Raw genomic sequence first — 18834 nt, 5'->3', positions numbered from 1 at the left:
TCAGGCCTCCTGCCTGCGCTGGACGGCGAGATAGACGAAGCCCATGCACAGCGCGATGAGCAGCAGGATCGACCCGACCACGGAGGCCTCGGAGTACTTGATCACCGCGGAGGCGCCCTTGCCGAAGGCCATCGAGTACGCCCAGGTCGCAAGCGTCTGCGAGGCGCCCGTGCCCCGCGTCATGATCCAGATGATGTCGACGACCTTGAGGGTGTAGACGAAGCCGAGGAGCAGCGTGATCGCGCTGACCGGCTTGAGCAGCGGGAACGTGATCGACCAGAACTGGCGCCACGGGCCCGCGCCGTCGATCGCCGCGGCCTCGTAGAGATCGGGCGAGATGTTCTGCAGCCCGGAGTAGAGGATGACCAGGTTGAACGGCACCCCGAGCCAGATGTTGGCGATGATCACCGCCCACAGCGAGTGGTCGGTGTTGAGCCACCAGACCGGATCGACCCCGAAGACCCCGATGAGGCGGTTGATCACGCCGGAGTCGGCGTCCATCATCCACTGCCAGGTCGTGCCGGAGACGATGATCGGCAGCAGCCACGGCACCAGGAAGAGGCCGCGCAGCACGCCGGAGAGCGGGAAGTGCCGCTGGAAGAAGACGGCGAGGGCGAGCCCGATCGAGTACTGGAACACCAACGAGACGACGACGAAGGTCGCCGTGTGACTCACGGTCGGCCAGAACTGCGGGGACGCGATCACCTCGCGGTAGATCGCCGATCCGGCCCATGGCGCCTCGCCCGTCACGTACGTCGCCCGGGTGAACCGGTGCAGGCTCATCGAGACGTTCTCGTACAGCGGGTAGGCGTAGAAGAGCGCCATGTACGCGACCAGCGGGCTGACGAAGCCGATGCCGGCGAGGACGCCGGGTCGCATCAGCCGGCGGCGCCGGGCCGTCGCGTCGCCCGTGCGCGCTGGGCGCCTGGCGGCTGACTTCTCGAGAAGGGTCATGCTCATCCGTCCACCTGATCCGTTGCTTGCCGGGTGGTGACGGCCGGATCGCGGCCGTCACCACCCTGGGTCGTGCTTGGTCGTGCCGGGCCTTACTGGAGGGAGCCGGCGGCGTCCTCGAAGGCCTTCTTCACCGAGCCGGCGTCGCCGGCCGCGTTCAGCGCGGCCTGCTCGGCCGTCGAGACCGCACCCGAGGTCGCGGTGTAGTCCGGACCGAGGTCGCTGGTGCGGCCCTGGGCGCTGGTGATGGCGTTGGCCCACGGGCCCCACATCGGGTCGGAGTCGATCTGGGCCTTGCGCTCGCTGGCGCTGGCGGCGAAGTAGCCGAGCTGGTCGTCGGTCTTCACCTGGTGGCCCGAGCCGACCAGGCAGTCGATGATCTGGTTGGCCGCCGCATAGTGCGCGGAGGCGTCCTTCTTCTGCAGCGGCGCGACCGCGAACTCACCACCGGTCGGCACCGGGGCGGCGCCGCCGTCCTTGGCCGGGATCGGCATCATGACCGCCTTGAACTTCTGCTCGGTGGCGGCCTTCGCGAACCACGAGCCGTTCTCGGCGAACGCGTACTTGCCGGTGAGGAAGAGGTCCCACGACGCCGACTGGTTGTCCGTGGCGGCCGACTTCGGGGCGTAGCCCTTGCCGATCCAGTCCGAGACCAGCTGACCGGCCGCCACCGCGGCGTCGGAGCCCGGGTCCTGGAGCTTGGCGCCGGCACCCCAGAACCACGGCAGGAACTGGAAGGTGCCCTCCTCGCCGGAGATGCCGGCGAAGGTGATGCCACCGTCGCCGCCGGCCTTGACCTTGGCCAGGGCCGCGTCGAGCGAGGCCCAGTCCTTGATGCTCGCCGGGTCGACGCCGTCCTTCTTGAGGATGTCGGCGTTGTAGTAGAGACCGAGCGTGTTGGCGCCGATCGGGACGCCGTACGAGACGCCGTCGACCGTGCCGGGGCCGGCGAGGTTGGCGTCGGGACCACTGGTGTCGATGCCGGCGGTCTTGGCGTCGACGAGCAGGCCGGAGGCGGCGGCGTCCGGGACGGCCGGGTTGTCGAGCAGCACGACGTCGGGGGCCGTGCCCTCCTTGACGGCGGTGGTGAGGGAGTTGAGGACATCGCCGTTGGGGACCGCGGTGCGCTTGAGGGTGGTCCCCGCCGGAGCGCAGGCCTCGACGTACTTGGCCCAGTCGGAGGAGTCGTCGTACTGCGGGTAGGGGTCCCAGAAGGTGACCGTGGAGAGTGCCTTGTCGCTACCCGAGGAGCCGGCGCTGTTGTCCGACGACCCACTGCCGCAGGCAGCGAGGCTGACAACCGCGAGGGCTGCGCAGGCCGCCGTGGCCAACGTGCGCTTGCTGTTCATCTTTTCCTCCTTGATGGAGCCGACCATTGACGGATTGTCGAACCGGTTCGAAACCGATTGCGGCCATATGGTGGGCTAACGCGTGACGTGAGCCACACTCTTGACGCTCACGAACCCGATGTCAAGAGGTGATCGTCGAATCGGTTCGCTAAATCTTCGAACCAACCGCTCGGCGCTGCCCAGGCTCAGCGGCGGCGGTGCCGGTCCGCCGGCGGAGCGCCCGTGCTCCCCCGGTCGGCGATCTCGGGCGAGAGGAGGCGGACGACGTGCGGCTCCTTGGCGGCCGAGGTGCTCTCGATGCGCTTGACCAGCTGCCGGACGGCCATCCGGCCGAGCCGGTCGGGCGCGCCCTCGACGAAGGAGAACGGCAGCGAGAAGGTCCGGGCGAACTCGGCGGAGTAGCGCCCGATCACGGACAGATCCTCGGGCGAGGTGAGCCCGCGCTCGTGCAGCACGGACGGCAGCGCGGCGACGGCGGCCTCGTTGTTGATCAGCAGCCCGGTCGCGGCGGGGTGGGCGTCGAGCAGGTCGTTGATCTCCTGGCCGATCTCCGGCTGTTGGGCCGAGCCGAACGCGGTGTGGAGCACGATCCCACGGACCCTGGCCTGCTCGACGGCGGCATCCTGCAGCCGCCAGACGTACGCTCCACCACGCTCCAGGACGTGCTCGGGCTGGGAGATGAGGATCAGCTCGCGGTGGCCCAGCCGGTGGAGGTGCTCGACCATCATCCGGCCGGCCTCCTCGAAGTCGAGGTCGAAGACGTCGACGCCGGTGCAGTCGTGCGGCAGCCCGACCAGGGCGGCCGGCTGCCGCGCCGCGCGGAGCAGGGGCAGGCGCTCGTCGGTCTCGGCGACATTGAGCATGACCACGCCATCGACCATGCGGGACCGGGTGATCCGCTCGATCGCTTTCGTCTGCTCCTCGTCGGTGACCAGCAGGATGTCGTAGCCGAGCTCGCGCGCGGTGTCGGAGACGCCCATGATGTATTGCAGCATCGCCGGCGCGAACTCGTCGGGCAGGAACTGGGCGAGCAGCGCGAGCACCATCGTCTGCGACGTCGCCAACGCACGGGCGCCCGCGTTCGGGGTGTAGCCGAGGTTCTTGACCGCGTCCTCGACCCGCAGCCGGACCTCGTCGGAGATCGCTCGCTTGCCGGAGAGCGCGTACGAGGCGGTGCTGCGCGAGACGCCTGCCGCCTTGGCGACATCGCCGATCGTCACCATGACTACCTCCTGCATCGCCTCGAATCGGTTCGACAACACTAGCGGAAAGGGCGCCCGGCTTCTCGTTCTAGCAGGGCGGGAACCGCGACGCGTCCGGCAGGGCTGATCCGAATCATTTCACGCCGGTCCGAGGCGCCCGAGTGTCGACTCGCGCGGAATGACCTGGAAGGCCGCCTCGACGTACCTCGGCTGAGTCGGCCCGTTGCCTGCGATGCGCTCCATCAGCATGGTCACCGCCGTCTCAGCGATCTCCGCGGTGCCCGGAGAGACGGTGCTGAGGGACGGGGTGGTGTACGCAGCATCCTGTACGTCGTCGAAGCCGATGATCGCGACGTCCTCCGGGACCCGCATGCCGTGCAGGTACAGCGCCCTCAAGGCACCGATGCTGAGGGCGTCGTTGAGGGCGAAGACAGCGTCGAAGCCGACGCCCTCGGAGACCATCTCGTCGATCAACCGAGCGCCTGTCTCACGGTGCCACAGCTTGACCGAGCGGATCAGCGCCGGGTCGAACGGGATCCCGGCGGCGTCCAGCGCCTCCCGGTAGCCGCGGACACGGAGGACGGCGGTGTCCATCTGTTCCCAGGGATGAGCCCCGAGCACCGCGATTCGGCGACGGCCCAGGCTGATGAGGTGCTCGGTCGCTGCCCGCGAGGCCACGACGTTGCTCATCGTGACGTGGTCGACCGGTGCGTCGAAGATCCGCTCGCCGAGCAGGACCAGGGGGTAGTCGACCTCGAGGAGATCCTGTTCGTCCGAGCCGAGCCCGAGCGGCGAGAAGATCAGCCCGTCGGTCATCTGACGACGGGCGCCGGTGAGCGCCTCGATCTCGCGGTCGCGGACCGCTGCGGTCTGCTCGATGAGGACGTCGACTCCGTGTTCCTGCCCGGCGCGGATGACGGCGTCCGCGAGCTCGGCGAAGTAGGGCAACGAGATCTCGGAGACCGCGAGGCCGATCAGTCCCGTGCGTCCCTGACGGAGGTTGCGCGCGGTCACATTGACCCGATAGCCGAGCTTGAGGATCGCCTGCTCGACGCGCGCCCGCATCTCCGGGCGCACGTGGGGGTAGTCGTTGACGACATTGGAGACCGTCTTGATCGAGACGCCCGCCTCGGCCGCGACCTCCCGCATCGTCACCGGCACCGGACACTCCCTCTGTTCATGCGAACCGTGCTCGGCCGCTGTCGCCGAAGCCTAGTGGCGTCTGTTGGGACGCCGCTGCGATGCCGAGAGCCGTGGTGCCGTTGGTGTTGGCAGCCGCCACCGACGGAGTGCAGGCTCCGCACCTCACACGCGCACATCCACCTGCTCCTCTCGGTGATTGATGCACCCCTCAGGCCGATAGGGAACCTCGGGGGGTGAGCCGAAGGTGGCTCCACGACACCGGGGGAAGCTCGACGGTGAGGGTCGAGCCGTCGATCTGGGCCGTGACGTTCGGTGCGGGCTGCACCCGATGCGGCTCGGCCAGTGTGTTCGCCGCTTCGACGTCACTGTCGTGCAGCGTCGAGGCGGTCACCTCGAAGTCGCCGACGGGCAGGTCGATCACCAGTGCAGCGATCCCGCTCGGATCGCGGTTGACCGCGAACACGGTGTACGAGCCGTCCGACTCCTCGAAGCTCGCTGCGGCGTCGATCACACCGACGGCTCCGTACTCGGTCGTCTCGTAGCTGTCGGACTTGAGCTCGACGTCGAGGCTGACGCCGCGACCGAAGCGCGCGGCCTCGGCGAACGGGAAGAAGGTCGTCTGCCGCCAGGCCGGTCCGCCGGGCTCGGTCATGATGGGCGCGATCACGTTGACCAGCTGTGCCAGCGAAGCGCTGGTGACGCGGTCCGCGTGCCGCAGCAGGCTGATCAGCAGCCCACCGACGACGACGGCGTCCGCCACCGAGTAGACGTCCTCGAGCAGCCGGGGTGCGACCGGCCAGTTGTCGACGCCGGTGATCTTGTCGACGTTCTCGAAGCGCGTATTGTACCAGACGTTCCATTCGTCGAAGGAGATGTTGACCGTCTTGTCGCTGCCGATCTCCGCCTTGATCTCGTCGGCCGCGGCGGTCACCTCGAGGATGAAGCGATCCATGTCGACGCCGGAGGCCAGGAAGCTGGCCAGGTCACCCTTGTTCTCGTAGTAGGCGTGGCAGGAGATGTAGTCGACGCAGTCGTAGCTGTGCCGCAGGACCGTCCGCTCCCAGGTACCGAAGGTCGGCATCGAAGAGCTCGACGAGCCGCAGGCGACCAGCTCGAGGGTGGGGTCGAACGCCTTCATGGCGCGACCGGTCTGCGCCGCGAGCTTGCCGTAGTCGTCCGCCGAGCGGTGACCCAGCTGCCAGGGGCCGTCCATCTCGTTGCCGAGGCACCAGATGCGGACGTCGAAAGGCTCGACGCGGCCGTTCTCGATCCGACGCCGCGCCAGCGCCGTGCCAGCGGCCAGGTTCGTGTACTCGAGCAGCTCGAGCGCCTCCATGGTGCCGCGGGTGCCGAGGTTGACCGCGAGCATCAGCTCGCCGTCCACCTGGTCGATCCACTGCTGGAACTCGTGAAGTCCCACCTCGTTGGTCTCGGTCGAGTGCCAGGCGAGGTCGAGACGCGTGGGCCGGTCCTCGACCGGTCCGACGCTGTCCTCCCAGCGGAAGCCCGAGACGAAGTTGCCGCCGGGGTAGCGGATGGTCGTGACACCGAGCTCCTTGACGAGCTCGACGACGTCCTGGCGGAACCCGAGCGCATCGGCCGTGGGGTGCCCCGGCTCGTAGATGCCGTCGTAGACGGCGCGGCCGAGATGCTCGATGAAGGAGCCGAAGAGTCGGGGGTTGATGGGGCCGACGGCCCGCTGGGGCTGAAGGCTGAGGCGTGCCTGGTACATGGTCTCCGCTTCGGTGGTCGGGTGCGGGTGCACGGGGACGGTTGTGGGAATCGGGTCAGCGGCTGGCATGGGCACGGAACCGGTCAGCCACGAGATGAGGGACGCGGAGCAGGCCCTCGGGGCTCTCGACGAGGTCGTGGAGACCCATGGTCAGCAGGTGCTCGTGGCGGGGTGCGGTGGTGTGGCGCCAGGTCCACTCGTACATGTCGAAGAGCGGCCACCAGGTGTAGCCGACGACTGGCAGACCGTCGGCGCGCAGCCGGTCCATGGCGGCGACCGACGCATCCAGCCAGGCGATCCGCTCGGCCCGGGTGCCGGTCACGCAGGTCTCGGTGAGCATGACCGGGGCGCCGTAGCGCTCGGCGAACCGTCGCATCGCGCGTTCGAGGGCCTCGGTGCCGCCGTCCACGCTCGGTCGTGGGTCAGCGAAGCCGCCGGCGTGGCGCACCCCGGGCTCGAACAGCTCCACGGAGTGGCGCGGGTAGTAGTTCACACCCATCACGTCCGGCCGGACCGCGTGGTCGGCGAACCAGCGGAGGTCGTCATCGCTCACGCCGGCGAGCGTCAGCGACGCACGCAGCGGATGGTCCGCGTCGACGCGCCCGGTGACGAGATCCTCGACCAGGTAGACCTGCTGGCGAAGTCGCTCGGCCTCCTCGCGGTGCTCGGGAGCAGCGTCGTCGCCGATGAAGTCCATCGCGGCCTCGACGTGCACGAGGATCGCGTCGTCGCCGAGGTTCGCCGCGATGGCGCGCTGCGAACGGACGAAGCCGCGCGCGAGGTTGGTCGCGATCGTCGCGAATCCCTCTCGCCCCGTCAGGTACGGCGGCCAGTAGGAGTACTCGCCGCAGAAGAGCGCGTGGATCACGGGCTCGTTGACCGGGGTGTAGGCCCGGGCGAGGCCGGAGTAGCGCTCGCTGACCCGAGCCGCGTACTCCTCGACGTGCTGGGGATAGTCCGGGTGCGCGAAGCCACCCTCCAACCAGGTCGGGGTGCCGTAGTGGACGAGGTCGATGATGGGCTCGATGCCGTGCGCGACCATCGCGTCGAGCGCCCGGTCGGTCCAGTCCCATGACCAGGATCCCTGCTCGGGGGTCAGCCGGTACCAGGGGATCCCCCACCGCAACAGCTCCGCACCGACGCTTGCGGCGAGCTCGAAGTCGGAGGCGAAGCGCTGGTAGTGCTCCGTCAGCTCGTACTCGTCGATCGCCCGCTCCCCCGGTCGGCTCTGCGGCACGAAGGTGTCCTCGATGCCGAGGGCGAAGTGGAGCCGACCGTCGGTCAGCCAGCTCTGCTGCCAGGAGGCGGTCATCACTTGATCCCTGTCGTGGCGATGGACTCGACGAAGCGGCGCTGCACGATCAGGAAGATCACCGCGAGCGGCGCGACGGCGACCAGCGACCCGGCCATCATGGTGCCGAAGGGGACGATGCCGCTCGGACCGGTCAGCATCGTCAGGCCGGAGGTGACGGTCGCCAGCTTCGGATCCGTGATGAAGACCAGTGGCCAGAGCAGGTCGTTCCAGTTGTTGATGAACGTGAAGATGCCGAGGGTGAGCAGGGCCGGCATCGCGTTGGGCAGCACGATGTTCCAGAAGACCCGGAACTCCGAGGCCCCGTCGATCCGTGCCGCGTTGTCCAGATCCCGCGGGAGCGAGATGAAGAACTGCCGCAGGAAGAAGATGCCGAAGGCGTCCGCGGCACGGGGCGCGATCATCCCCTGGATGCTGTTGACCCAGCCGAGGTGCGCGACCAGCTGATAGACGGGGATCAGCGTGGCCTGGAACGGGATCATCAGACTCGCGACGATCACGACGAGCAGCAGGCGGTTGCCGCGGAAGTCGAGCCGCGCCAGGGCGTACGCCGCCAACGCATCGAAGATCAGCGCGAACAGCGTGACGCCGCCGGCGAACAGGAAGCTGTTGAGGAAGAGCCGCTTGAACGGCAGGTCGCTGAAGATCGCGCGGAAGTTGTCCAGGGTCCAGTGGTGTGGCGCGAGCGTCGGCGGATGCGCGTTGACCTCGGCGACCGGCTTGAAGGCGGTCAGCACGATGATGATGCACGGCAGCAGCACGATGGCGGCCAGGACGAGCACGGCAGCGGAGAAGCCGACGCGGCCCAGGCGCTTGCGCAGGCTGGCCCGGTGCTGGGCCCGCGGCATGGTGGCGGCGATGGCGGCGCTCATCCGACGACGTCCTTCTCATGGCGGCCGAAGAACCGGAACTGAACCAGGCTCAGCACGAGGGTGATCAACAGCAGTACGTAGGAGATGGCGGAGGCCAGGCCGAGGTCGAGCTTCTTGAAGCCCTGGCTGTAGATCTCCGCGACGACCGTCTGGGTGTGCCGGTAGGGCCCGCCGCCGGTCATCACGTAGATCTGGTCGAAGGCCTGGAGCGCTGCGATGGTGGCGAAGACGACCACGAAGGCGAAGGTGGTGGACAGCTGGGGCACCGTCACGTAGACGAAGCGACGCCAGCGGCCGGCGCCGTCGATCCGCGCGGCCTCGTACAGGTCCTCCGGGATCTGCTGGAGACCGGCGATGAAGACGACCATGTAGAAGCCGAAGCTCTTCCAGACCGCGACCACGACCACCGTCGGCAGCGCGAGCCTCGGGTCCTGCAGAACATTGCCCAGGTGGATGCCGACGTTCGACAGCCAGTAGTTGAGCAGTCCGAGCTGCGGGTCGAGCAGGTAGGACCAGGCGAAGGCCGCGACGGCCATCGACACGATGAAGGGAAGGAAGAGGGCGGTGCGGAACGCGCCCCGACCGATCAGCGCCTTGTTCGTCAGGACGAGGGCGAAGAGAAGCGCCACGATGATCGCGGTCGGTGTGAACATGACCGCGTACATGGCGGTGATGCCGAGCGTCTTGAGGATCTTCGGGTCGTGGAAGATCGTCGAGTAGTTGGCCAGGCCGACCCAGCGGCTCGGCCCGAATCCGCTGCTCTCGGTGAAGGAGAGGCGCAGCGCCGCCAGCATCGGCCAGAAGACGAACGCCCCCAGGATCACTAGGGCCGGGAGCATGAAGACTGCTGCCAGCCGGCCTTGGCCGTGGGAGCCGCGGCGTGCCGCTGGCCCCTTCCCACCGAGCTGTCGCGGTGGGCGGTAGCGCCTCGTCCGCGTGGGGCTCATCGTCGTCATCTCTGCCTCGTCTAGGTCATGGCGGGAGGGCGTCCGCCGCGTCAGCGGCCGCCCTCCCGATCACGGGTGGTGCTGGTCGGATTACTCGGAGAGCGCCTGGCTTGCCGTGGCCGAAGCGGCCTTCAACAGCTCGGCCGGGTCGCCGCCGGTGAGCGCCTTCTGGGTCGCCTCGTCGACAGCCGCGAGCACATCGACGCTGTTGGCGACGCCGGGCAGCAGCGGGCGGGCCGTGCCGGCGATGCCGGTCAGCGCCTTGACCACCGGGTTGCTCGAGACCGCGGAGGCCGGGATGTCCGTGCGCAGCGGCGGCCAGCCCGAGCCGAGCGACCACTTCGTCGCGACGTCCTGGGAGAAGAAGTAGGCGAAGAACTTCTCCGCCGCCGCCTTCTGGTCGGCATCCGCCTGGACGGTCACACCGGCGGAGATGCCGATCGCGCTCGCGGCCGGGCCCGCGGATCCCCCTGGGACCCCCGCGATGCCGTAGTCGATCTTGTTGTCCGCGGCGACCCCGGCCATCCACGGGCCGCCGATCTCCATCGCGGCCTTGCCGGAGCTGAAGAGCCCGTCCGACTTCACCCCGTCGAGACCGGTCGGGGAGATGTGGTCCTTGCGCACCGCGTCCGCCCAGTAGGTCAGCGTCTTCACGTTGGCGTCCGAGTCGATGACCGAGTGGCCCGAGTCATCGACCAGGCCGCCTCCGCCGCCGTAGAAGAGGCTGGGCCACACACCGTTGCCGACGGTCGCGTGGTCCGGCAGGGCCAGCCCGTACTGCTCGGGCGTACCGTCCCCGTCGGCGTCCTTGGTCAGCTTCTTGGCGTCCGCGACCCACTCGTCCCAGGTCGTCGGGAACGCCGAGATGCCGGCTGCAGCGAAGAGCTTCTTGTTGTAGATCACCGAGAGGGGCACGAAGCCGGTCGGAACGCCGTAGTAGCTGCCATCTACCTTCTCCATCGAGACAGCCTGCTCGTTGAGCGAGGCGCCCTTGGTCTCGTCGGAGTCGTAGAAGTCGTCGAGCTTCTGGAAGGCACCCTTGGAGGCGTAGATCGGCAGATTCTCCGCCGGCAGGGCGACGAGATCGGGGCCGGTCTTGGCCGAGAGGGAGGTCAGCAGCGTGTCGCCGATGTCGGCCCACGTCTTGGTGACGTCGGTGATCGTGACCTGGTCCTGCGACTTGTTGAAGTCGTCGACGATCTGGTCGAGGACCTTGCCGTCGGCCTCCGTGTAGCCGTGCCAGAACGTGAGGCTGACGTGCTTGGAGGCTCCGTCGCCGCCAGCCGCACTCGTGTTGTCGCTGCCGGATCCCGAGCAGGCCGAAAGTGCGAGCACAGCACTGGCGGCGACCGCCAGCGGCAGCATGACCTTCTTCATGAGATGCCCTTTCCTGGTGCTTCCGGCCCGGGCCGGTCCGCAGAATTTCCAACGTTGTATTCAACGTTGTAAACGAAGATAGACGTCAGCGCCCGCCTGTGTCAACGGTCACATCGGAATCGTTGGGATCACGCGCTGGTGGCGGCCGACTCGCGCGGCACCAGGCGGTACGGCGCCTCGATGAGTCGCGGTCCTCCGATGCTCCCGTCGACGTCGTTGATCCGCTCGATGAGTGCCTCGACCGCGCGCTCGGCGATCAGCGTGCGGCCGGGGTCGACGGTGCTCAGGCTCGGCAGCGCGAACTGTCCCTCGACCAGGTTGTCGAAGCCGACGACCGCCACCTCCTGCGGGACCGCTCGACCCGCGACGTGCAGCGCTCGCAGGGCGCCGAGGGCGAGCTCGTCGTTGAGGGCGAAGATCGCGTCGAACCCGATGCCGCGGGAAAGCAGCTCCTCGATCGCCGCCGCGCCGTCGAGTCGGTGCCACCCTTCGCGGTAGACCACGAGCTCCTCGTCGAAGGCGACGCCCGCGCCGGCGAGCGCCTGTCGGTAGCCCTCGAGACGCAACGCCGCGGAACCCACGCGCTCGTCGCGGTGGGCGCCGATGACCGCGACGCGACGGCGGCCGAGCTGCAGGAGGTGGCGCGTGGCGGCGACGGCACCTTCGACGTTCTGCAGCGTCACGTGGTCGGTCGGACCGTCGAAGACCCGCTCCCCCAGGAGCACCAGCGGGTAGTCCACCTTGAGCAGGTCGCCATCCTCGGACGAGAGACCGAGCGGAGAGAAGAGGATGCCGTCGAGCATGGAGACGCGGGGGCCGCTGAGCAGCGCGATCTCGGCCTCCCGCTCGCCACCGGTCTGCTCCACCAGCACGACGTAGTTCCGCTTGCGCGCGGCGAGCAGCACCGCGTCCGCGAGCTCGGCGAAGTAGCTGAAGCTCAGCTCGGGGACCGCGAGACCGATGACGCCGGTCCTGCCGGAGCGCAGGTTGCGGGCGGCGACGTTGGGCGTATACCCGAGTAGCTCGATCGCCTCCTGCACGCGCTGACGGGTTTCCGGCCGCACGAACTGGTAGTCGTGTACGACGTTGGAAACGGTCTTGATCGAGACGCCCGCATGGCGGGCGACATCGCGCAGCGTGATGCCCATCCCACCTCCTGCTCGCCGAGCCCCGATGCTAGAGCGATGCCCGGGTCGCTGTCGCCAGGGCCCCGTCCGGGCCCCGGCGACAGCGGAGTGTCACAGCCCCTGGGCGAGGCGGTGGTAGGCGGCGTTCCAGCGGACCTGGTCGGCGAAGCCGCGGCGGGTGGTGTTCTCGTCGATGACGAGCAGCTCGACGCGAGCGATGTCGGCGAAGACCTCGAACGCCTCGACGCCGGCGGCGGTCGACAGCACGGTGTGGTGCGCTCCCCCGGCGGTCAGCCAGGCCTCGGCCGAGACGTCGAAGGACGGGCGCGGCTTCCAGACCGCGCGGGCGACCGGGAGGTTCGGCAGCGGCGCGGTGGGCGGCACGATGTCGACGACGTTGGCGGTCATCCGGAAGCGGTCGCGCATGTCCGCCAGGGAGACGACGACGGCGCCCTCGATCGAATCGGCGTCGAAGACCATCCGTACGGGGTCCTCCTTGCCGCCGATGCCGAGCGGGTGGATCTCCACGCGCGGCTTCGCGGTGGTCAGCGAGGGGCAGATCTCGAGCATGTGCGCGCCGAGGATGACCTCTTCGCCGGGGGTGAGGTCGTAGGTGTAGTCCTCCATCAGGGAGGCGCCGCCGGGCAGGCCGGCGCCCATCACCTTGGCGGCACGGACCAGGACGGCGGTCTTCCAGTCGCCCTCGGCGCCGAAGCCGTAGCCCTTCGACATGAGTCGCTGCACCGCCAGGCCCGGGAGCTGGCGCAGGTCGCCGAGGTCCTCGAAGTTGGTGGTGAAGGCCATCGCGCCGACCGAGGTCAGGAACGTCTCGAGGGCGATCTCCTGGCGGGCCGCGTAGCGCAGCGACTCGTGCCGGTCGGCGCCACGGCGCAGCTCGGGGACGACGTCGTACAGCTCCTCGTACTCCGCGACGAGCGCGTCGATGTCGCTCTCGGCGACGGCGTCGACAGCCGCGACGAGGTCGTTGACGCCCCAGGTGTTGACCGAGACGCCGAAGCGCAGCTCGGCCTCGGTCTTGTCGCCCTCGGTGACCGCGACGTTGCGCATGTTGTCGCCGAAGCGGGCCAGCTTGAGCTCGTGGGTGGCTGCCCAGCCGGCGGCGCCACGGATCCAGGTGGCGACGCGGCGCTGCACGACCGGGTTGCTGACGTGACCCACGACGGTGGTGCGCGAGACGCCCAGACGCGCGGCGATGTAGGCGTACTCCCGGTCGCCGTGGGCGGCCTGGTTGAGGTTCATGAAGTCGAAGTCGATGCTGTCCCAGGGCAGCTCGACGTTGGCCTGGGTGTGCAGGTGCAGCAGCGGCTTGCGCAGCGCGTCGAGGCCGGCGATCCACATCTTGGCCGGGCTGAAGGTGTGCATCCAGGTGATCACGCCGAGGACGTTGTCGTCGGCGTTGGCGTCGAGCATCGCGCGCCGGATGGAGGCGGAGTCCTTGAGGACCGGCTTCCAGACGATCTTCGCCGGGACGCCGTCGGCGGCGTCGAGCGTGGCCGCGACCTCCTGCGACTGCTGGGCGACCTGCTCCAGGGTCTCGGGGCCGTAAAGCTCCTGGCTACCGGTGAAGAACCAGATCTCGCGATCGGCGTAGGCCTTCGACATGTGCTGCGTCTCCTTGTGGGATCGGGGTGGTCTGCCGCCGTCAGCGGCCGTAGACGTTCTGGTAACGGTCGTACAGGGCGTCGATCGACTCCTGCGGGATCGGCAGCGGGTCGCCGAGCTGGCGCGAGATGTGCACCGCGCGGGCGACCTCCTCGAGCAGGACGGCGGCCTTGACCGCTGCCTTCGGGGTAGGGCCGATGGTGAACGGGCCGTGGTTCTGCATCAGCACGGCGGGGCTGCGGTGGCCGCTGAGGGTCTCCACGATCCCGCGCCCGATCGAGTCGTCGCCGATGATCGCGAACGGCCCGACGGGGACCGGTCCGCCGAACTCGTCGGCCATCATCGTCAGCACGCAGGGGATCTCCTCGCCGCGCGCGGCCCAGGCCGCGGCGTACGTGGAGTGGGTGTGGACGACGCCGCCGACGTGGGACATGTGCTGGTAGACGTACGCGTGCGCGGCGGTGTCCGAGGACGGGTTGCGGCCGCCCTCGACGAGGTTGCCCTCGAGGTCGCACACCACGATCGCGTCGGCGTCGAGCTCGTCGTAGGAGACGCCCGACGGCTTGATCACGAACAGGTCCGCGGAGCCGTCGGCGACCTCCTCGTTGCGGACGCGCTCCGAGACGTTGCCGGCGGTCCACACGACCAGCTCCCAGCGGGGCAGCTCGTCGTGGAGCGCGGCGACGTTGGCCTTGGCGGCCTCGACGGCGGCGCGCATGGCGGCGGGGACGGGCATGTGCTTCTCCTGGCTGGGCTGGTGACGGGGTGGCGTCGGGGGATCAGTTGATCGCCGCGGCCGCGGCCTGCTCGGCCGGCAGGCCCGCGACGAAGCGGTCGAGGTAGGCGGCGAACCCGGCGACCTCGCCGGGCTCGGGGGCGGCGACGCTGATGACGGCGCCGGCGAAGACGGTCTCGTCGAGGTGCTGCGCCAACGGCTTCTCAGCGCCGGTGCGGACGTACTCGGCGAGCACCGCGATGCCCCACGCCCCGCCCTCGGCGGCGGTCTCGCCGATGGTCACCGGCACGTCGAGCGCGGCGGCCAGGGCGCGCTGCGCGACGCCCTCCGTACGGAAGATCCCGCCGTGGGCGAACATCGCGTCGACCTCGACGCCCTCACGGGTGAGCACCTTCATGCCGAGCGCGAGCGCCGCGAAGACGCCGTAGACCTGCGCGCGGGCGAAGTTGGCCAGGGTGAGCCGGCTGGTGGGGGTGCGGACCACCATCGGACGACCCTCGAGAAGCCCGGCGACGGGCTCGCCGGAGAGGAAGTTGTACGCGAGCAGGCCGCCCGCGTCCGGCTCGCCGTCAGCGGCCGCGCCGAGCAGGGCCGCGAAGACGTCGTCGTCGGAGACCGTGGCGCCAGCCGCCGCCGCGAACTGGCCGAAGACGCCCGCCCAGGCACCGAGCTCGCTGGCGCCGTTGTTGCAGTGCACCATCGCGACCGGGTCGCCGGCCGGCGTGGTGACCACGTCGATCTCGTGGTGGACCTCGCGCAGCGCCCGCTCGAGCACGATCATCGCGAACGTGCTGGTGCCGGCGCTGACGTTGCCGGTGCGCGGGGCGACCGAGTTGGTCGCCACCATGCCGGTGCCGGCGTCGCCCTCCGGCGGGCAGCACACGATGCCCGCACCCAGCACGCCGGTCGGGTCGAGCCGCTGCGCCCCCGCCTCCGTCAGCGTGCCGGCGCTCGCACCCGCAGGAAGGACCTCCGGCAGCAGGTCGGCGAGGGCGCCGGAGCCGGTCAGCTTGTCGAAGCGAGCCACCAGATCGGCGTCGTACGTGCCGGTCGCGGGGTCGATGGGGAACATCCCGGAGGCGTCGCCGACGCCGAGGACGCGCTCGCCGGTGAGCTGCCAGTGGACGTAGCCGGCGAGGGTGGTCAGGTGCGCGATCCGGGCGACGTGCGGCTCTTGGTCGAGCATCGCCTGGCGGTGGTGGGCGATCGACCAGCGCAGCGGGATGTTCTGCTCGAAGAGCTCGGTCAGCTCCGCGGCGGCCGCGCCGGTGGTGGTGTCGCGCCAGGTGCGGAACGGCGTCAGCAGCTCGCCGGCGGCGTCGAAGGCGAGGTAGCCGTGCATCATCGCCGAGACGCCGAGCGCCCCGACGACGGGCCGGGTGCCGTACTGGCGCTCCACCTCGGCGAGGAGGTCGGCGACCGCCGCGCGCAGGCCGTCCCAGACGGCGTCGAGGGAGTAGGTCCAGTGGCCGTCGACGAGCTGGTTCTCCCAGGCCGAGCTGCCCGTGGCGAGGACCCCGTGGTCGGCGCCGATCAGGCACGCCTTGATCCGGGTCGAGCCCAGCTCGATGCCGAGCGCCGTCCGGCCCTCGGCGAGATCCGCCACCTGCTGCTGTGCCACGCGTCCGGCTCCATCCGTGTCCTGCCGCCCTGTGACGACAGACACGTATGTTAGCGCTAACACACCGACGGGTGGCAAGCGCCCTCCCCCGGCGCCCGCGTCACCTCGCGGCCGCGACCGGCGTGTCGCCCGCGCTAGTCGCGGGGCGCAGCGCTCGACTCGCGCACCGCCAGCTCGGTCGGCACGAGCTCGGCGCTGGGTCTCTCGCCGTGGTCGAGGACGCGGGCGAGCACCGTCATCACCCGGCGCCCGAGCTCGGTGAAGTCCTGGCGGACCGTGGTCAGGGAGGGGATGAAGAAGCGGGCCTCGGGCAGGTCGTCGAAGCCGACGATGCTGAGCTCGTCCGGGACCACGCGGCCGGCCTCGTGCAAGGCGCGCATCGCGCCGAGGGCCATCTGGTCGTTGGCGACGAAGACGGCGCTGACGTCGCGCTCGGCCGCCAGTGCCTGCCCGATGTCGTACCCGCTCTGCGCGCTCCAGTCACCCGCCCAGCCCAGCTCCGGCACCGGTCGACCCCACGCCGCGAGCTCGGCCTGCCAGCCCTCGATGCGCGCCCGGGCCTCGGCCCATCCGGCGGGACCGGCGAGGTGGTGGACGGTGTCGTGACCGAGCTCGAGCAGGTGGCGCGTCGCCAGCCGGGCGCCCTGGACGTTGTCGACCCCCGCGGTCAGCGGCGTGCGCGCGAGATCGCCCTCCACGACCAGGACGGGGATGTCCAGGGTGAGGCTCTGGGCCTCGGCGAGGACGGCCTCATGCGGCACGATCACCACCAGCGCCTCGATCGCCCGCTCCTGGAGCTGGCGGACCGCGAGGTGGAAGACGTCCGGTGAGACCGAGTCGACGTTGACCAGCTCGAGGCGGTACGACGAGTTCCGGGCGGCTGCTTCCAGGCCGAGCAGGACCTGCGCCGGGCCGAACTGCGCAGTGCCCCAGGTGATCACGCCGACGGACTGGGAGCGGGCCGAGGCGAGCATCTTGGCGGCCAGGTTGCGGCGGTAGCCGAGCGTGGCGATCGCCGCCTCGACCCGCTCCTTGGTCTCGGGCCGCACGCCCGGTGAGCCGTTGAGGACGCGGGAGACCGTCTGGTGCGACACGCCCGCGACCGCGGCGACGTCCTCCATCCGCGGTGGGCGGGCGCGCTCGTTCATGACGCGCAGGCTAGACGACCCGGCGAGCGGCAGCGAGAGCGAGGTACGAGCTCGGGTGCTGGCCGGGAGCGAAGGAGGTCGGTCCGGAGCGCCTCGCGGCTAGTCCGCGCGTCCGCGCCGGCGCACGGCGAACAACGCGCCCGCCACCCCGGCCACCGCGCCGATGGCGAAGGCCACCGGGCGCTCGGTGACCTCCCGTACCGACGGCGCGCGCTCGGCCACAGGCGGCGACTGCGGCCCCTGCACCGGCGGCGCCTCCGCGACCTCGGCGGGCTCCGCGGTGACGGCGTACGCGGCGGCGTAGAGCGTGACCCGGGAGAAGTAGTTGATCCAGACCAGCAGGATCAGCGAGATGCCGAAAGCCTGGAACGCCGGCTGGCCGCGGGCGGCACCGAGCAGCAACGTGGAGAGCTGCTTGAGGATCTCGAAGCCGACGGCGCCGAGCGCGGCGCCCTGCCACAGCGAGCGCTGCTCGAGGTGCGGGCGCGCCAGGAGGGTGAACATCGCCCAGAAGAGCAGCGCGTTGGCCGCCAGCCCGAAGACGACCGTCAGCGCGGTGAGCAGCCAGCCGAGCTGCGCGCCCAGGCCCACCCACGACAGCACGTCGTCGGAGAAGCCGGCGACGAAGCCGGTCACCGCCACGGCGAGCATCAGCACCACGCCCAGCACCACCAGGGTGACCAGGTCGCGCAGCTTGCCGAAGACGAAGTTGGGCATCTCGCGGGCGGGGGTCTCGAAGACCACCTCGAGGGCGGAGCGCAGCGAGGAGAGCCAGCCGAGTCCGGCGTAGAGAACACCGAACAGACCGAAGATCCCCAGCGCTCCGGCGGCGTCCTGGATCTCCTTCATCTTGATCTGGCCGTCGCCCTTGCCGATCAGCCCCGGCAGGACGTTGTCGATCGCGGTGTGCAGGTTGCCGGTGGCGCCCGGCCAGACGTTCCCGATCCAGCCGACGACGAAGAACGCGAGCGCCAGGATCGGGAAGAACGACAGGAAGGCGAAGTACGTCGCCGCGCCGGCCTGCTGCGAGGCCCCGACCTTGCCGTAGTGCTCCTGCATCCGGACCACGTGGTCCACCCAGGGGCGCTCGGCGCGGATCTCCTCGATCCGTGCGCTGACCCGCTCCTTGAGGGAAGGCATCAGTCTCCGTCGGGGTCCGTCAGCGGCTTGGGACAGCCTGCAGGGTGAACGTACGGCCTGGTACCCAGCCATCGGCCTCGGTGTGCACGTAGACGGTGAACGAGTCGACCGTGAAGCGCGCCTCGAAGCCGGCGAGCTCGTCGAAGGCCCGGTCGAGGAGCTCGTCGCCGACCTCGTGGGCCACGGTGACGTGCGGGTGGTACGGATAGTTGAGATCGACGCCGAGCAGGCCGCTGCGCACCCGCCGCTCGAGCTGCTCGCACCCCGAGATGCCCTCGGCGAGGGCGAGGAACACGACCGGCGACAGCGGACGGAAGGTCGCCGTGCCGCGCAGGTGCACCTCGAACGGCGCGACCGCGGCGGCGGCCGACTCCAGGTGGGTCAGCACCTCGTCGGCCAGGTCGCCGGCGAGGTCGACCGGAGGCACCAGGGTGATGTGCGGCGGGATGTGGCCGGCCATCGGGTCACCGAGCTCCTCCCGGAATGCCTGGAGCTGCTCGCCCCAGGGTTCCGGGATCGGGATGGCCACGCCGATCGTCCGCATGCGTGCG

The 18834-nt window shown here is 69.9% G+C and carries 16 protein-coding genes; all 16 read right to left on the bottom strand.

Translation table 11 applies throughout. The features are described 5' to 3' along the window. Entirely contained in the window at positions 1-960 is a 960-nt protein-coding gene (locus KSO98_RS11625) for a carbohydrate ABC transporter permease (RefSeq protein WP_225285755.1), read from the bottom strand. 86 nt (positions 961-1046) lie between these two features. After that, positions 1047-2303, bottom strand: coding sequence for a sugar ABC transporter substrate-binding protein (locus KSO98_RS11620; protein WP_225285754.1), 1257 nt, complete (start codon positions 2301-2303; stop codon positions 1047-1049). Positions 2304-2488: 185 nt separating this feature from the next. Then, the gene (locus KSO98_RS11615; RefSeq protein WP_225285753.1) at positions 2489-3526 is read right to left on the bottom strand and encodes a LacI family DNA-binding transcriptional regulator; all 1038 of its coding nucleotides are present in this window, start codon (positions 3524-3526) and stop codon (positions 2489-2491) included. A gap of 117 nt (positions 3527-3643) precedes the next feature. Beyond that, positions 3644-4666, bottom strand: coding sequence for a LacI family DNA-binding transcriptional regulator (locus KSO98_RS11610; protein ID WP_225285752.1), 1023 nt, complete (start codon positions 4664-4666; stop codon positions 3644-3646). Between the two features lie 190 nt (positions 4667-4856). Further along, positions 4857-6380 carry an arabinosylfuranosidase ArfA gene (gene arfA, locus KSO98_RS11605; protein WP_225285751.1) on the bottom strand — a complete coding sequence of 508 codons (1524 nt, stop codon included), beginning with the start codon at positions 6378-6380 and terminating at the stop codon, positions 4857-4859. Between the two features lie 55 nt (positions 6381-6435). Further along, positions 6436-7692 carry a family 1 glycosylhydrolase gene (locus KSO98_RS11600; protein WP_225285750.1) on the bottom strand — a complete coding sequence of 419 codons (1257 nt, stop codon included), beginning with the start codon at positions 7690-7692 and terminating at the stop codon, positions 6436-6438. After that, positions 7692-8564, bottom strand: a complete 873-nt coding sequence (locus KSO98_RS11595; protein ID WP_225285749.1) for a carbohydrate ABC transporter permease — start codon at positions 8562-8564, stop codon at positions 7692-7694. The genes KSO98_RS11600 and KSO98_RS11595 overlap by 1 nt, the downstream gene beginning before the upstream one ends. After that, positions 8561-9403: a carbohydrate ABC transporter permease gene (locus tag KSO98_RS11590; RefSeq protein ID WP_225285748.1), complete on the bottom strand. Its 843-nt coding sequence runs from the start codon at positions 9401-9403 to the stop codon at positions 8561-8563. Before KSO98_RS11590 ends, KSO98_RS11595 begins: the two co-directional genes overlap by 4 nt. 198 nt (positions 9404-9601) lie before the next feature. Further along, positions 9602-10888, bottom strand: coding sequence for an ABC transporter substrate-binding protein (locus tag KSO98_RS11585; protein ID WP_225285747.1), 1287 nt, complete (start codon positions 10886-10888; stop codon positions 9602-9604). A 128-nt stretch (positions 10889-11016) separates the two neighbouring features. After that, positions 11017-12036, bottom strand: coding sequence for a LacI family DNA-binding transcriptional regulator (locus KSO98_RS11580; protein WP_225285746.1), 1020 nt, complete (start codon positions 12034-12036; stop codon positions 11017-11019). 90 nt (positions 12037-12126) lie between these two features. Further along, complete coding sequence (araA, locus tag KSO98_RS11575; RefSeq protein ID WP_225285745.1) at positions 12127-13638, bottom strand: L-arabinose isomerase; 1512 nt, start codon at positions 13636-13638, stop codon at positions 12127-12129. A 40-nt stretch (positions 13639-13678) separates the two neighbouring features. Further along, positions 13679-14374 carry an L-ribulose-5-phosphate 4-epimerase gene (locus KSO98_RS11570; RefSeq protein ID WP_372457779.1) on the bottom strand — a complete coding sequence of 232 codons (696 nt, stop codon included), beginning with the start codon at positions 14372-14374 and terminating at the stop codon, positions 13679-13681. A 43-nt stretch (positions 14375-14417) separates the two neighbouring features. After that, entirely contained in the window at positions 14418-15995 is a 1578-nt protein-coding gene (locus tag KSO98_RS11565; protein ID WP_225285744.1) for a xylulokinase, read from the bottom strand. A gap of 134 nt (positions 15996-16129) precedes the next feature. Beyond that, positions 16130-17143, bottom strand: a complete 1014-nt coding sequence (locus KSO98_RS11560; RefSeq protein ID WP_225285743.1) for a LacI family DNA-binding transcriptional regulator — start codon at positions 17141-17143, stop codon at positions 16130-16132. Between the two features lie 99 nt (positions 17144-17242). After that, on the bottom strand, positions 17243-18283 hold the full coding sequence (locus tag KSO98_RS11555) for a YihY/virulence factor BrkB family protein (protein ID WP_225285742.1): 1041 nt from the start codon (positions 18281-18283) through the stop codon (positions 17243-17245). A 19-nt stretch (positions 18284-18302) separates the two neighbouring features. Next, complete coding sequence (locus tag KSO98_RS11550; RefSeq protein ID WP_225285741.1) at positions 18303-18827, bottom strand: 2'-5' RNA ligase family protein; 525 nt, start codon at positions 18825-18827, stop codon at positions 18303-18305. Between the last annotated feature and the right edge of the window lie 7 nt (positions 18828-18834).

Source organism: Nocardioides nematodiphilus, assembly GCF_020216525.1.
Lineage (GTDB): Bacteria > Actinomycetota > Actinomycetes > Propionibacteriales > Nocardioidaceae > Nocardioides > Nocardioides nematodiphilus.
The sequence above is the reverse complement of the archived record's forward strand: the minus strand, read 5'-3'. Positions and strand labels throughout refer to the sequence as shown.

What these genes read in the sequence shown, in the direction of transcription:
- KSO98_RS11615 (WP_225285753.1), bottom strand. Translation starts at nt 3,526, where the DNA reads ATGGTGACGATCGGCGATGTCGCCAAGGCGGCAGGCGTCTCGCGCAGC.
- KSO98_RS11555 (WP_225285742.1), bottom strand. Translation starts at nt 18,283, where the DNA reads ATGCCTTCCCTCAAGGAGCGGGTCAGCGCACGGATCGAGGAGATCCGC.
- araA (WP_225285745.1), bottom strand. Translation starts at nt 13,638, where the DNA reads ATGTCGAAGGCCTACGCCGATCGCGAGATCTGGTTCTTCACCGGTAGC.
- KSO98_RS11585 (WP_225285747.1), bottom strand. Translation starts at nt 10,888, where the DNA reads ATGAAGAAGGTCATGCTGCCGCTGGCGGTCGCCGCCAGTGCTGTGCTC.
- KSO98_RS11580 (WP_225285746.1), bottom strand. Translation starts at nt 12,036, where the DNA reads ATGGGCATCACGCTGCGCGATGTCGCCCGCCATGCGGGCGTCTCGATC.
- KSO98_RS11620 (WP_225285754.1), bottom strand. Translation starts at nt 2,303, where the DNA reads ATGAACAGCAAGCGCACGTTGGCCACGGCGGCCTGCGCAGCCCTCGCG.
- arfA (WP_225285751.1), bottom strand. Translation starts at nt 6,380, where the DNA reads ATGTACCAGGCACGCCTCAGCCTTCAGCCCCAGCGGGCCGTCGGCCCC.
- KSO98_RS11595 (WP_225285749.1), bottom strand. Translation starts at nt 8,564, where the DNA reads ATGAGCGCCGCCATCGCCGCCACCATGCCGCGGGCCCAGCACCGGGCC.
- KSO98_RS11570 (WP_372457779.1), bottom strand. Translation starts at nt 14,374, where the DNA reads ATGCCCGTCCCCGCCGCCATGCGCGCCGCCGTCGAGGCCGCCAAGGCC.
- KSO98_RS11590 (WP_225285748.1), bottom strand. Translation starts at nt 9,403, where the DNA reads ATGCTCCCGGCCCTAGTGATCCTGGGGGCGTTCGTCTTCTGGCCGATG.
- KSO98_RS11600 (WP_225285750.1), bottom strand. Translation starts at nt 7,692, where the DNA reads ATGACCGCCTCCTGGCAGCAGAGCTGGCTGACCGACGGTCGGCTCCAC.
- KSO98_RS11625 (WP_225285755.1), bottom strand. Translation starts at nt 960, where the DNA reads ATGAGCATGACCCTTCTCGAGAAGTCAGCCGCCAGGCGCCCAGCGCGC.
- KSO98_RS11550 (WP_225285741.1), bottom strand. Translation starts at nt 18,827, where the DNA reads ATGCGGACGATCGGCGTGGCCATCCCGATCCCGGAACCCTGGGGCGAG.
- KSO98_RS11560 (WP_225285743.1), bottom strand. Translation starts at nt 17,143, where the DNA reads ATGAACGAGCGCGCCCGCCCACCGCGGATGGAGGACGTCGCCGCGGTC.